The 12,494-nt window shown below is 47.2% G+C and carries 13 protein-coding genes; 6 read left to right on the top strand and 7 right to left on the bottom strand.

Annotated features, from left to right (window positions below):
- Together L0156_24020 and L0156_24015 are read right to left on the bottom strand one after the other, a co-directional pair.
- Positions 1 to 627, bottom strand: a 627-nt coding sequence (locus tag L0156_24020) for a tetratricopeptide repeat protein (GenBank protein ID MCI0606067.1), incomplete at its 3' end; no start/stop codon positions are given.
- Between the two features lie 30 nt (positions 628 to 657).
- The gene (locus tag L0156_24015) at positions 658 to 1,062 is read right to left on the bottom strand and encodes a hypothetical protein (protein MCI0606066.1); all 405 of its coding nucleotides are present in this window, start codon (positions 1,060 to 1,062) and stop codon (positions 658 to 660) included.
- 93 nt (positions 1,063 to 1,155) lie between these two features.
- Here L0156_24015 and L0156_24010 point away from each other — a divergent pair, with 93 nt between their 5' ends.
- Positions 1,156 to 3,252 (top strand): S8 family serine peptidase, encoded by a 2,097-nt coding sequence (locus L0156_24010; protein ID MCI0606065.1) that lies wholly within the window; start codon positions 1,156 to 1,158, stop codon positions 3,250 to 3,252.
- On the opposite strand, the gene L0156_24005 is transcribed toward L0156_24010, so the two are convergent.
- A complete protein-coding gene (locus L0156_24005; GenBank protein MCI0606064.1) occupies positions 3,249 to 3,863 on the bottom strand; it encodes a hypothetical protein in 615 nt (204 codons plus the stop codon). The genes L0156_24010 and L0156_24005 overlap by 4 nt on opposite strands.
- A gap of 56 nt (positions 3,864 to 3,919) precedes the next feature.
- Positions 3,920 to 4,507: a sigma-70 family RNA polymerase sigma factor gene (locus tag L0156_24000; protein ID MCI0606063.1), complete on the bottom strand. Its 588-nt coding sequence runs from the start codon at positions 4,505 to 4,507 to the stop codon at positions 3,920 to 3,922.
- 96 nt (positions 4,508 to 4,603) lie between these two features.
- Between L0156_24000 and L0156_23995 the strand changes: the two genes are divergently transcribed.
- Entirely contained in the window at positions 4,604 to 6,376 is a 1,773-nt protein-coding gene (locus L0156_23995; GenBank protein ID MCI0606062.1) for an ABC transporter substrate-binding protein, read from the top strand.
- A gap of 5 nt (positions 6,377 to 6,381) precedes the next feature.
- Here L0156_23995 and L0156_23990 read toward each other — a convergent pair whose 3' ends face one another.
- A complete protein-coding gene (locus L0156_23990) occupies positions 6,382 to 6,768 on the bottom strand; it encodes a hypothetical protein (protein ID MCI0606061.1) in 387 nt (128 codons plus the stop codon).
- Between the two features lie 64 nt (positions 6,769 to 6,832).
- Between L0156_23990 and L0156_23985 the strand changes: the two genes are divergently transcribed.
- Positions 6,833 to 7,195, top strand: a complete 363-nt coding sequence (locus L0156_23985; GenBank protein MCI0606060.1) for a hypothetical protein — start codon at positions 6,833 to 6,835, stop codon at positions 7,193 to 7,195.
- Positions 7,196 to 7,228: 33 nt separating this feature from the next.
- Here the strand turns inward: L0156_23985 and L0156_23980 are convergent, their stop codons facing one another.
- The gene (locus tag L0156_23980; protein MCI0606059.1) at positions 7,229 to 8,278 is read right to left on the bottom strand and encodes a histidine kinase; all 1,050 of its coding nucleotides are present in this window, start codon (positions 8,276 to 8,278) and stop codon (positions 7,229 to 7,231) included.
- 25 nt (positions 8,279 to 8,303) lie between these two features.
- On the bottom strand, positions 8,304 to 9,434 hold the full coding sequence (locus L0156_23975) for a histidine kinase (GenBank protein MCI0606058.1): 1,131 nt from the start codon (positions 9,432 to 9,434) through the stop codon (positions 8,304 to 8,306).
- 228 nt (positions 9,435 to 9,662) lie between these two features.
- On the opposite strand from L0156_23975, the gene L0156_23970 reads away from it, so the two are divergent.
- The 3 genes from L0156_23970 to L0156_23960 are packed head-to-tail and all read left to right on the top strand — an operon-like array spanning position 9,663 to position 12,489.
- Positions 9,663 to 10,304 carry a hypothetical protein gene (locus tag L0156_23970; GenBank protein ID MCI0606057.1) on the top strand — a complete coding sequence of 214 codons (642 nt, stop codon included), beginning with the start codon at positions 9,663 to 9,665 and terminating at the stop codon, positions 10,302 to 10,304.
- Entirely contained in the window at positions 10,208 to 11,269 is a 1,062-nt protein-coding gene (locus L0156_23965) for a hypothetical protein (protein MCI0606056.1), read from the top strand. The genes L0156_23970 and L0156_23965 overlap by 97 nt, the downstream gene beginning before the upstream one ends.
- A gap of 17 nt (positions 11,270 to 11,286) precedes the next feature.
- On the top strand, positions 11,287 to 12,489 hold the full coding sequence (locus L0156_23960; protein ID MCI0606055.1) for a C25 family cysteine peptidase: 1,203 nt from the start codon (positions 11,287 to 11,289) through the stop codon (positions 12,487 to 12,489).
- Positions 12,490 to 12,494: the final 5 nt, after the last annotated feature.

Genomic DNA, 12,494 nt, shown 5'->3' with positions numbered 1-12,494 from the left:
TACATTGTAATAAGTCCGTCCAAGAAATGAAGACAACTTCTGTTCTTCAAAGTACGTCCTGCATCGATCCAGTAAGTCTAGAGCTTGCTCGGGCTTGCCCTCGCACAGGTGGATGCTGGCCTGATTAAAAAGAAGGACGTATCCGTCCAGCGGCCTTTCCTTATGCAAGGTGGAATATCCGATGCGGTAGTGCTTAAGAGCCAGCGGGTATTTCCCGAGATTGTGATAAACATTTCCCATATTCGCATGAGTCTTTGCCAACCAAATGGGAAGCCGATTCCGGCTGAAAAATTGTAGAGCTTTTTCTGCGGTCCGAAGAGCTTCCTCGTAACGTCCTAACTGGTTGAGAGCGTCGATTTTTCCAATGGCGGTTCGCCACGCTTCTATGGCTTCTTTGTGGGAGATAAGAATCTTCTTAGCCGTGTCATAATCCCTTACGGCTTCCTCATATCTGCCGCACTCACGCAATGCATGAGCGCGGCAAAGTATCAGCTTGGCCATCATCGGGCCGTCTGACTTCCTGTTTGTCAGAGTGAGTCCTTCTTCTGCCCATTTGAGAGCAGTCTTGGGGTTCCTGGGTATTTCATTGTAGATTCGAGTGACTAGATCCTGAAAATTAAGAGTCATGTGACAAATCTTGTGAGGAACAAATTGATATTACAAAAAAACGATCTCTTTGGTTGCAGCAACAATGACAAAACATCCATTATTGTTGGAAGCAGGATCCGCCGGGATCAAAAAAAATCCATGCCTGTCCAGATCATAAATCTGCGTCGTTCCAACTAGTATCTCTCCATCTTTGAAATGGACACGAACTCTTTGGCCGGAGACCGGACCTGAAGAATTGAATTCCTTCACTTCATTGTAAGTGGGGTTTCCCTGAAAGTCTTTTACAAAAAACACTGCCTTTAGTTCCGACTGAAGAACGGGAATACGGTGAAAACTCTCAGTCGAATCCTGAGGAATAACGTGAAAAAGACTTCTATTGGAAGAGAAATCCGGACTAAAGCCTTTCAATACACGACCGTTTTGGTAATGAACGACTATTTTTGCCCCGAACATTTACTTAATTGACTGGTGAAATAAGGGTTACGAGGTCACTCATAAAGGAGGTATGAAAATGCGCAAAAAATACGAAATTGACACAGATTTGTCATGAATGATAGAGTATGGTTCGCATCAGGCCGAAGATTTATGGGGGATTCTGCCAAGGACGGATTGTTCTTTCGTCCAAAATTGCTTTGCCTTTTTCTGCTATCCTGGTTTGCCTCGAACGCTCTAGCTCAAACACCCAATCCCAATGAGGGATGGAATCTCACAAATACAAACGACACACAAAACGTCCTGAAGGACTGCAAAGGCGCACAGACGAATATTGCCGAGTCTCTCCCCTGTCAGAGTTATAACGCGGATCTCTTCGAAAGTCTGGATTCAAGCGGAAAAGGAACCTGTGATTCGGATATTTTTGCTTATCGAGTGGGTGCGGACAGCAGTTTCTTTTACTTTGAATTTGAGCTTGCGGGCAGTTGGAATCAATGCGAGTATCCGGATCAGTCCGGTGAATCACACCAATATGTTTTAGAAATCGATGTAGATCGATCCTCGGAAACACCGAATCGCTACGACTATGTATTTATCTATACACCCCAAAAGAAACATCAGGGAGGGAAATGGGTACCTGTTGATAACTTTAATTCTGGCGATGACAAGCTGAAGGCTTTCCAGGATTCTGATAATGACCTCGGCGGTCCATACCCTTATAGTCCTGACCATTCGTTCCTTGGTGACAACTGTCCGGGTTCGGCGTGCGATGGTTACGAAAAGGACTTCTTTGGTCGAAGCAATTCTTCGAATGAATGGTATGCAAGAATCCTAGATCGGGGAGGAAAGAACATCCCACAGATCGCAGTGAGGCGTTCCGCGTTTATTTCAGCTCCCGCCAGGATTAGGAGTCGCGCGTGGTCCAGTGGGTCGTCTTCGTTCGACAAGAATCATTTTTCTTATCATGATCAATTTTCGTCAAAGGACCTGATGGGCGATAACATTGACAACGTTTGCGGTACAAACGACGACACCTGTCCCGAATCCGGAGACAACCCTGTTCAGGACGACCCTCACAGTGCGCTTGAAATATTGGCTCGCCTGAAGCCGGAAGTATCTGTAGGAACAATCATTTACAGATACAATTTGAACTGGTTAGGTGAAATCAGCCTGGATCAAAACAGTCACACCTTTGAAGTCGGCAGCGCGGCAGATCTGGACGTAACTTTGGGGGCGATGCAACAAGATCCGCAGATCATATGGGCTACTCCGAATTTTTTCAGCCAATCTCCCGAAGGAGAAAGAGGGAAGCTCGCCGTTACAGATACAGATTCTCGTGACTCCAAATACCAGGATCAGCAAGCTTTGCAGCGCATCAAATCTGCTGAAGCTTTGCAATATTCAAATGGAAATGGTGTGACGGTAGCGGTCCTCGATACTGGAGTGGATTACAAACATCCGGCATTGGGTTACTCGATTTCGCCTGCAGGATGGGACTTTATTGATAATGATGACAATCCCCAGGAGGAATTGGATGGTCTGGACGAAGATTACGACGGATTAATTGATGAAGGAGCCGGACACGGGACTCATGTTTCAGGGATTATTCACGCGGTGGCGCCGGAAGCATGGATTCTTCCGATCCGTGTTTTAAACAGTGATGGAGTTGGAACTGCTGATGTGATCGCAAGGGGTATCTATTATGCAGTGGATGCCGGCGCACAAATCATAAACCTGAGTCTTGGCATGAAAAAACCGTCTGCCGCCATCGAAGATGCGATCAAGGTTGCAGTCCTGAACAACATTTCCGTGATTGCTTCTGCAGGAAACGATGGTCGTAGCACACCGCGTCGCTATCCAGCCGCTTCCGCGGAAGTGATTGCAGTGGGTGCGACCGATCCGGAAGATAAGAAGAGTTCCTTTTCCAATTACGGGGATTGGATCGACGTGTCTGCTCCAGGAACCGGAATTTATAGCACCTTCCCGGGCGGGCAGTTTGCCTGGTGGGAAGGCACTTCTATGTCTGCTGCATTTGTATCGGGTGAAATCGCACTTCTTCGTTCGCTTTCCCAAAACTGGAATAAGACAGCGCAGGAAATCCGGCAAATGATGCTGGATGGAGCAGATAACATTGACGCGTTAAATCCTCCCTATCAGCAGCTCCTGGGTGCTGGAAGGATTAAGCTGTTGAGAGCGATCGATCCTTTTTAGCCTTCTGCAGATTGATATGAATCGAATACAATCAAGACAGAATCGGGTTCCCCATGAATTCTGAGTTCGAAATCTTTCGTGTGCAACCCGGGAAACAGAAATTCTCCTCGTTCATTTGTCAAGGTGCTTCGCATGTTTTTTTTCCCACTTACTATTTCAACAAGACAATGAGCGACTTCTACAATGGCAGACTTTGCCTCGAGTTGTCCTGCTAATGTAAGCTCCGCTTTGTCACATGCCAACATCAAAGAGATTTTGTAAAACGACGTTTCAAGGCTCTTTTGCTGAGATCCAGCATCCATTGCGCGTACTCCATGAAGCTGAAAGTCTTCAGGTGTTTCAAACGAACTTGCTATCCGGATCCAGCTCTTGACTCCAGGCCCCTTTTGCCGGAACAAAGAAAGGGCACTAGCGACCACTTTCTCAGGAGGATTCTGCAGATGTAGGGCACCCGTCAGTTGGGAATGTTGGGAAAACCATTCCATCTTTTCCCTGCACTTGATACAACCACCCTTCAAATGATGATCCACTCGCCGGCGAGAAGAGGCCGCCAACTTCTCCTCGCTAAAATCAAGAAGTTTTGAAAAGGTTGGGCACTTAATAGCAGTCATTATCGATTACCTCCCCCAATGTGAACTACCTTCATTACGATTCCGCTTAGGAATTCTTAGACCAAACCTCCTAACCGAAATTTCAATTTCTTTTTCGCTAAAATTTTCCTCAGGTGATTCAAGCACCGGGCGCGCGTAGGCCCTATACTACCTGGAGGAAAACCTAGTCTCTCGGAAACCTGCCCATAGGAAAGAGGCGGGACAGTATAGTACAGTGCCGAGAGTAAATCCCGGCATTTTCTTGGCAGTCGCTCGACAGAACGCGCTATCTGAAATTGAAGAAACAATTCATCGCCTCCCTGCTCAATCAAGCGTAGCTCCTGGTTATCGCGCAAACCTTCTTCCCGTTGTTTTTCTTTGAGAACTTTCCAGCATTGTCTTTTTGTGGTGACATAGATCCACACAGAAAGGCTTTGCAAGTCCCGCAAAGTCTTCAGCTTCTCAAGTAAGATAATGCAGACCGTCTGAAAGACGTCATCAGCATCATCACGGGACAACTGATACTTTAAAGGAACTGAATAAACAAGCTTTTGATACCTTTTGATTAAAATTTCCCAGCAATTTTCATCGCCGTCTAAGCAGCCTTGTACAAGCTCTGCGTCGGCTATAGTATAGTTATCTCGTGTAACAGGATTACCCGCCATTTAGAACATTTTAGCATGGTCGTGTTTTTCCAAATTAAATTGACCGCCCTTCTACATACGCAAAGGAATCTGCTTGCTCTCTTCCTAATCGGAACTATGTTGCTGCAAGCAGCGTGCAGAGGAAGCGAACCGAAAAGGGGAGAAGTGCGTTTAGAAAAACAGCAAAACTCAGGTGCTGCAAATCAGGAAACTAGATCGGTTCCTGTCAACGGAAGGCAAGGTGGCCGGATTATGAGTGCATTGCTCTCGGATCCCGAGGCATTCAACCCCTTTGTGATTTCCAATGAGCCTGGCCAGATTTTGAATCAATTGATCCATGCGGGTCTGACGAGATTGAACCTGGCTACGCAGCAACCCGAACCCGGAATTGCGAAGTCTTGGGAGATCAGCTCCGATCATCTGGTTTGGACTTTTCATTTGCAAAGGGCGGTCAAATGGTCGGACGGTCATCCTTTTTCAGCGGATGACGTTATTTTTACGATGCAGATCGTCAACGATCCTGAAATTCCCTCCAGCCCGCAGGACGCTTTAGCCATCCAGGGCAAAAGAATTCAATGGGTGAAAAGGGATAATTACACCGTCATAGCAAAACTTCCATTTCGCTTTCCGGCTTTCCTTCGTCAAATCGATGGTGCTGCAATTCCCATTCTTCCAAGGCACAAGTGGCAAGACGTTTATCAGAAGAAAGAATTCATAAACTCGATGGCCGTGGATATGAAGCCGCGGGACATGGTTTCGCTCGGAGCATTTATGCTGAAGCAGTACAAGGCCGGTGAATCCATTGTCCTTGTCAGAAACCCTTTCTATTGGAAAGCTGACCGGGGCGGCATTCAACTACCCTATCTCAATGAAATCGTGTTCTTGATCCTCCCGAATCAAGAGCAGATTCAGTTAAAAATTGAAAATGGGGAGATAGATACCTACTACAGCATTAGAGCCGAATACGCTCGAAGACTCAAGGATGCCGGCAGTACTCTGAAAATGACAACGTACAACGTTGGACCCTCCCTTGATACGATCGGGCTTTTCTTCAATCAAAATGCCGGGCAAAACCCAAAAACTGGAAAACCCTACGTCAATTCTATCAAGTTGTCCTGGTTCTCAAATGTAAACTTCCGTCGGGCCATTTCTCACGCTATCGATCGAGACTCCCTGTTACGGAATGCTTTGCTTGGGGAGGGTGTCGCTTCTTATTCCCCTGAGAGTCCGGCAAATCTGATTTGGTATAACAACCGCGTTCCAAGATTCTCCTCCGATCCAACCAAAGCTATCATGCTTCTGAAAAACTCCGGATTTGAGTTGCGCGAGAACTCTTCCGGAAAGCGCCAGTTGTATGACAAATATGGAAAGGCTGTACGTTTTTCCCTCCACACTAATTCAGGAAATACAGTACGGAACCTGCAGTGTAATCTCATTGCAAGTGATCTTGCAAAAATAGGAGTGCAGGTGAACTACACTCCTTTAGACTTTGTTACATTGTCTGAGAAAATCACGAATACATTTGACTATGATTCGGCGCTCCTGGGAATAACACGAGACGACATTGATCCAAACAGCATGATGAACGTATGGCCCAGTTACGCATCTCTTCATTTCTGGTGGCCGCTTCAAACGAAGCCACGCACTCCGTGGGAAAAACGGATTGATGAGCTTATGTACCTTCAGGCATCGGAAGTTGACTTTGCTATCAGAAAGAAATATTACGATGAGATTCAACACATTCTCGCTGATCAACAACCGATCATATTTACAGTAATTCCTTCTATATTTGTTTGTGCAAAAAATGAAATTGGGAATCTCAAGCCCACAATTTCCCGGCATCGGACATTGTGGAATGCTGAGGAACTTTACTGGAAGAATAGCCGGTAACGAATTCAGTGCTTGCCGTTGATCAGACACGCTGCATGACCGATCACCTGATCCCCTCCTTTCAGCTTGGAAGGAACCGGGCGCCAACCCTCATTCACGCGAACCGTAAGGAGCTCGTCTGCGGTTGGACGATGATCCCAGATGGCGATTGCAGTTACGGTACCCAGACAGGTAGTCTCATATACAAGGTAAAGGTCGCTCCAGGGTATCACCAGATCATGGGTGAATTCATCTTGCACAACAAGATCGGAAAGGATTTCGGGAAGGAGTTTGCCGGCTGGTTGGTTTCGTGCCCACTTCAGGATGTCCAGGAGTGAACGGTGGTATTGTAATTCTTGAGCGATTGGTTCAAAAAACTCGGTTGCCAAATTTGCTCGATTTACAACTTTCATTTCAACCTCTCATTCAGTATTATCGTTTAAAGCATCCAAAAGTTGCTAAATCCTGCAGATTTTTATGAATCGACGGTCTTTTGGGCTTCTTGTTCGTTTGATAGCGGTTCTGGCGGCGATCTATGCGCTCTTTACTTTGCGATCGCAATTTCCTGAGGAAAAGCCACTCAGCGGTCCGATTCCCGTCACAGTTGTGAGTGATAAACAGACACCCTGTGGGTGCATCATTGTTCGACCTGTAGTAATCACGGACCACGCGAGCCCAAAAGCACCGGTTGAACAAAATCCGACTCTCAAGGAAGCAATCCTTGATATGGGGAAGCCGGTAACTGTTCGTGATCTTGCCCAATGTGAAAGACTGGCAAAATTGCACGATTCCGTTTTTTCGATAGAAAAGGGATCAATCAGAATTCACTTCGAGAAATAGTTTGTAGTAGCGACTTTATTTAGTCGCTACTTTTCAGACAGGAATTTCGAGAGTCACTGCATTTCGGCCATCGGGACTTCTGGCGGTATCGAGGTAGAATGCCTCTCCATAGATCTGGCGTAGTCTGTCCCTCATCTCAGTGAGGGGTTCACTTTCCGCTCCGGAAAGATAATCCCGGCAATTGTCCGTGATCTGAACACGCAAATGTCCGTTCTCCCTGCGAGCCGATATTTGAACATGGGCCGGTAGATCGCGCATTTGAGTGACCGCAGATTCAATTAAAGGCTGCAGCAAAAGATTCGGAACTTGTGCGTCCATGGAGTCCAGATCAACATCCAGATCGAAGCTCAAACGATTTTGTGTCCGGATCCTTTCAATTTCCAAATAACACTTCAAGAAATTCAACTCTCTCTGCAATGCAACTACCTGTGTTCCGAGGTTCTCCATGGATAAACGCAAAAAATCTCCCAGTCTGGCGATCATCCGGTCCGCTTCATCAACATCTTCTTTCATTAACCTGGTAATTTCCGTTAGCGTGTTGAATAGAAAATGCGGATAAACCTGCATTTTCATTGCCTGGAACTGTGTTTGAGAGACCTCCGCTTCCAATATGGAAGCCTTTAACTCCTCTTGTTCGTAAATCCTGTAGTAATTCAATGCGGAAGCGATCGCAACAATGACTGAATAGAAAAAGAAGCCAAGCTGGAGTTGTTCGGAAATCCCGATCTTCATTACCAATCCCCAGAAAGCTTCTCCTTTTCCTGCCACGGTGGCCACGCACCAGTTCAGAAATGTTTGAGTTGTCGTGTGCGCCAGTGATAGACCCACTGCGGCGGGGATGTGAATCGCAAGGTTTCGGGGTCCACCGGGACGCGCAACAGGAAATTTTTTTGCGAGAAGCAGAATCAGCGGCGCCAAACAGAGCCATATATACCACCACTGCATTTGCCAGGTGATGGATTCCTGGAGACTGATGGGGTCTTTGTCATCGTGAAGCGATTGAAAATATCCTTGATAGCCGAACAGTACAGCCAGCAGCGTTACAACTATTGCGGCAACAATCCAGGGAAACCAGCGCTTCATGAAGGACGAATTTCGAACAAGCATTTCACTTCTGGTAGGGCAATTCTACAGTTGCAACTACTCCTCCTTCAGGCGCATTCATCAAATCGAACCGGTACGTATCTCCATAGATTTGTTGCAGGCGGAGACGCGTATTGCTTAATCCAACACCCTCGCGAATCTCACCGTTTTCGACTTCGAGTCCGGGGCCATTGTCCTGGACTTGAAGTTGAATCACACCGTTCTGTCTCTTTGCGCGGATCTCAATATGACCCTGGGACGCCCTCGTTGCAATTCCGTGCCGTATGGCGTTTTCAACGATCGGTTGCATGATCAAATTCGGAACGCGCGCATCCAGTGTCATCGGATCGATTTTCATTTCAACGGCAAGACGGTCCTGAAATCTGATTTGCTCAATCTGGAGGTAGTAATTCAAAAAGTCGAGCTCCTTTTTCAGAGTGACTTCCTGCGAGCCGGAGCTTTCCAGCGTCATGTGCAGGAAGTTGGTCAATTTGAGGATCATCTCTTCTGCGGCCTGCACATCTTTATACATGAGAGCGGATACGGAGTTGAGCGTGTTAAACAGGAAGTGCGGATGAAGCTGCATCTTCAATGCTTGCAATTGAGCATCAGCTAGTTGCTTTTCCAGCTTGCTCAGGTCCAATTCACGTTTTTGAAAACGTTTGTAATAATCGATCGTAAGGCTCACAAGAACAATGATTGCGTAAATGAGAAGGCGCAACCGGAAATTGACCTTGGTTGGTGAAGTCAGCAGTTGCCATAGAACAGGGAAGTACCCTTCGTTATTTTTCTCTGCGACGTAGAGCCAGGTTTGGCCTCCGAGAATCCAGCAAAATGTAACGTACATAGTGAGATGTACGAGAGAAAAAATCAAACAGAAACCAGCATGTATGAAAAGGGATCGCAGCCATTTGTTTTTTTCTACCGGGAATCGCTGGGCCGTCCGGATGATCAAAGGAACAAGTGGAATCCATGGTGACCACCAGATAACCTGCTGGAAAAGAACATCAACAAAAGCTTTCGGATGATCTTTGTAATGTTTGTACGTCACATAATGCAGGCAGGCTGACAAACCGGCTAATAGAATTACCAGACCAATCACCATGAGCCACTGGCGACGCCCGAATTGGATTCCTTTCATCTTTCTGATCATCATATCAAAAACAGTATTTCGCTTACATAAAGATTGCTACTTTGAGCACGGTAGCGCAAAAGATTTGGGATGGAATACTCCGTTATTGGGCTCAACCGCAGGATTGCGGGGCGGTCGTCTGCGATCCTTTGGGGGTCGTACTGTATTTTTTCCCCGGGTTCATGCCTCCTATAAGATGCGTAGTCGATTTAAAAAAGGGAACTTGAGGACACTTTTTTATCAGGGGGTTTTATGCCGGACTCAAAAACCATCACATTCACTCTCACAATTCTTGTGTTTTTAACTTTACTTGGTGCATCGATTTTGTATGCCCAGCCTGATGAGACCTGGAATCAGGCGAACACGGGGAACACACAAAATGTCGTAGACGACTGCGACGGCGCAGCTTCTCAAACAAACACGGCGGAAGTGTTGCCCTGTCAAAGCTACGCCGCCGATATTTATGAAAGCCTCAACCCTGCTGGAAACGGCTTTCAAGATGCTGACATCGCTTTCTATCGTGTAGGTGCCGATGCAGACTTCTTCTATTTCGAGTTCGAAATGGTCGGTTCGTGGAACTACGACAATACAGGGGAATCGCGTCGGTTTGCAATCGAAATAGACGTGGATCGCGTGACAGAAGCAGGTCCTCGCTGGGATTACGGATTCCTTTATGACCCTGCTTTGGGTCACCTAAATCAAGGGCCGCCGACCTGGATAAATACCGGTGGTAACGGTGATGGAAAGACGAAGGGATTCCGAGACAGTAATAATGATGTTGGTGGGTTAGGAGGCACTTGCAGTGCGTTGATTTCCGATCAGGAGAAGGTTGCATCGGTGATGGATATGATGCTGACTATAATCCGAACGACAGCTTTTTTTCGCGAATCATAACCCGATCCGGGAAAAATGTAATCCAGATTGCTATAGCACGCAATTTTTCAGAAAACCCAACCGTTATCCGCAGCAGAGGCTGGTCCGCCCAAACATCTTCTTTTACAAAAACCGCATTTCCTTTTCATGATCGGTTTCCGGCATCCGATCTCGGCGCGGTTGGCGACAATACGAGCGGCGCTGCCATCGATAACATGTGCAATGTGAACAGCAATGATTGCCCGGAATCCGGAGATGATCCGGTCCCTGTCACCCTCAGTTTCTTCCGGTCAAGTGCAGTTGCAGGAGGAATCAAATTTGAGTGGAGCACTGTGAATGAGGTCGGGAACGTTGGATTCAATGTTTATGCGCAGACTCTTGATGGGCTGAAGAAGATCAATCATCAACTGATTCCGAGCAAAAGAGGCGATTCGTTAACCCCTCAGCACTATTCGTTCACCGGTTCTGTTCCTTCCGATGCTACATCATTTTTCATCAGCGATGTTGACGTTCGTGCTCGTGACCGCGTACATGGTCCGTTCCAACTCGGAGAAGTTCATGGCAAACGCGGGCAAATTGAGCTAATCAACTGGGAGGCGATTCGGAGCGAGCATATCGATCTTGAAAATAAACGTGGAGAAAAAATCAGACTGACCGGCGTGGAGGCGGCCGCTCCAGGCGGCGGAGGCGGAGGAGGAACACAATATCCTCCAACCGAGCTGCGCGTCAGCTCTGAAGGAATTTATCGTGTTACTTACGGGCAGTTGAAAGCCGCGGGGATCGAATTTGCTGCAGCTTCTTCTTCAGCACTGGCTCTGACTTTACGCGGAGTCGCTGTGCCTATCAAAGTTCAGGGTAGCACTGCCGATCCAGGAAATTTGGTGCTGGTGGCAACATTGAATTCTACGGAGCCGGCCAGAACTCGCTTTATACCAAAACGAATGTATATATCCTGCAGGTCAACGCCAATCTTGCAACACGAGTAGGAGTTGATAAAACTGCCGTGAAAAATGGAGCGCAGGTAGCGCCGTTTTACATGGAGAACTTAATCGTAGACAAGAACAAACGTTACGAAATCAGTTCACCAAGCGGTGATCCCTGGATTGAAACAGACATACTGGCTTTTAAGACGCCAGTATCGAAGAGCTTTACATTGACTGTGGATAATCTGGTTTCTGCAAATGCGACCACAACGTTGAATGTGGGTCTTTTCGGGATAACGGACTGGCCGGACGAAATCAATCCGGCTCCGGACCATCATGTGAAAGTAGCCTTAAACAACATTGAAGTTGCAGACTTATCAGCTGACGGTGTCGTGAACATGACCGTAAATGCTGCACTGAACGCGGGAGCTCTGATAAACGGCAATAACACCGTCAAGGTGACTGTTGTTGGGGACACTCCATTTGACTACGACATGGTAGCTCAAGACCGTTATGGTGTGACTTATCCTCGCGCATTCGTGGCCCGAAATGGATCGTTGATCTTTGAGGGGACCGGTGCTGCTTTCCGTGTTGATGGTTTGACCAGTTCGAGTCCGGTTGTGTACCGGGTGGAAGGGTCGAAAATAACTCAGATGACAGCGCTGAAGATTGCAGGTTCAACGGGAAACTTCAATGTGACTTTCCGTGGTTTAACAACAGCTGCAAAATATGTGGTCGTATCTGCGGTAGCTCTTCCGCCGGCAACACCTGTGAAGCCGCTGGTTAATATTAAAACAGGATCGGCTCAATTGCTGGTCGTGTCACATCCGAATTTTATTTCGGGAATTCAACCTCTAGTTGACGCGCGCAAGGCTCAAGGATATACGGTAAAAGTTGTGGATGTTAACGACATTTATGCTCAGTTCAGCCACAGCAATTTCGATCCGCTTGCTATCCGCGATTACATTCGATTTGCGGCGGCGAATCTCGGGACTCAGTATGTATTGCTGGTCGGCGGCGATACGTATGATTATCACAATTACCTGGGATTAGGTTCGATCAGTTTTATCCCAACGCTATACACCCGGACCCATGAGCTTGCTAACTACTCAGCCAGTGATCCGTTGTTTACAGATTTTGAACGGCGACTCCTTGCCAGATCGCGCAGTCGGTCGTTTGCCGGTCAGAACAACGGCCGATTTATCTTCTGTGGTCCAGAAGACGCTGCAATATCCAAATGCGGGGCATTGGCGCACGGCCGTTCTGGCAGCAGATCGCGCTGAGCCGC

The organism is bacterium (genome assembly GCA_022616075.1).
In the GTDB taxonomy this organism is placed as follows: Bacteria; Acidobacteriota; HRBIN11; order JAKEFK01; family JAKEFK01; genus JAKEFK01.
Note: the sequence above shows the minus strand (reverse complement) of the source record. Positions and strands in the feature narration are given on the sequence as shown.

Excerpts from the sequence above, each read along its gene's own strand:
- L0156_24015 (MCI0606066.1), bottom strand. The coding sequence starts at position 1,062 with ATGTTCGGGGCAAAAATAGTCGTTCATTACCAAAACGGTCGTGTATTG.
- L0156_24010 (MCI0606065.1), top strand. The coding sequence starts at position 1,156 with ATGAATGATAGAGTATGGTTCGCATCAGGCCGAAGATTTATGGGGGAT.
- L0156_24005 (MCI0606064.1), bottom strand. The coding sequence starts at position 3,863 with ATGACTGCTATTAAGTGCCCAACCTTTTCAAAACTTCTTGATTTTAGC.
- L0156_24000 (MCI0606063.1), bottom strand. The coding sequence starts at position 4,507 with ATGGCGGGTAATCCTGTTACACGAGATAACTATACTATAGCCGACGCA.
- L0156_23995 (MCI0606062.1), top strand. The coding sequence starts at position 4,604 with ATGTTGCTGCAAGCAGCGTGCAGAGGAAGCGAACCGAAAAGGGGAGAA.
- L0156_23990 (MCI0606061.1), bottom strand. The coding sequence starts at position 6,768 with ATGAAAGTTGTAAATCGAGCAAATTTGGCAACCGAGTTTTTTGAACCA.
- L0156_23985 (MCI0606060.1), top strand. The coding sequence starts at position 6,833 with ATGAATCGACGGTCTTTTGGGCTTCTTGTTCGTTTGATAGCGGTTCTG.
- L0156_23980 (MCI0606059.1), bottom strand. The coding sequence starts at position 8,278 with ATGAAGCGCTGGTTTCCCTGGATTGTTGCCGCAATAGTTGTAACGCTG.
- L0156_23975 (MCI0606058.1), bottom strand. The coding sequence starts at position 9,434 with ATGATGATCAGAAAGATGAAAGGAATCCAATTCGGGCGTCGCCAGTGG.
- L0156_23970 (MCI0606057.1), top strand. The coding sequence starts at position 9,663 with ATGCCGGACTCAAAAACCATCACATTCACTCTCACAATTCTTGTGTTT.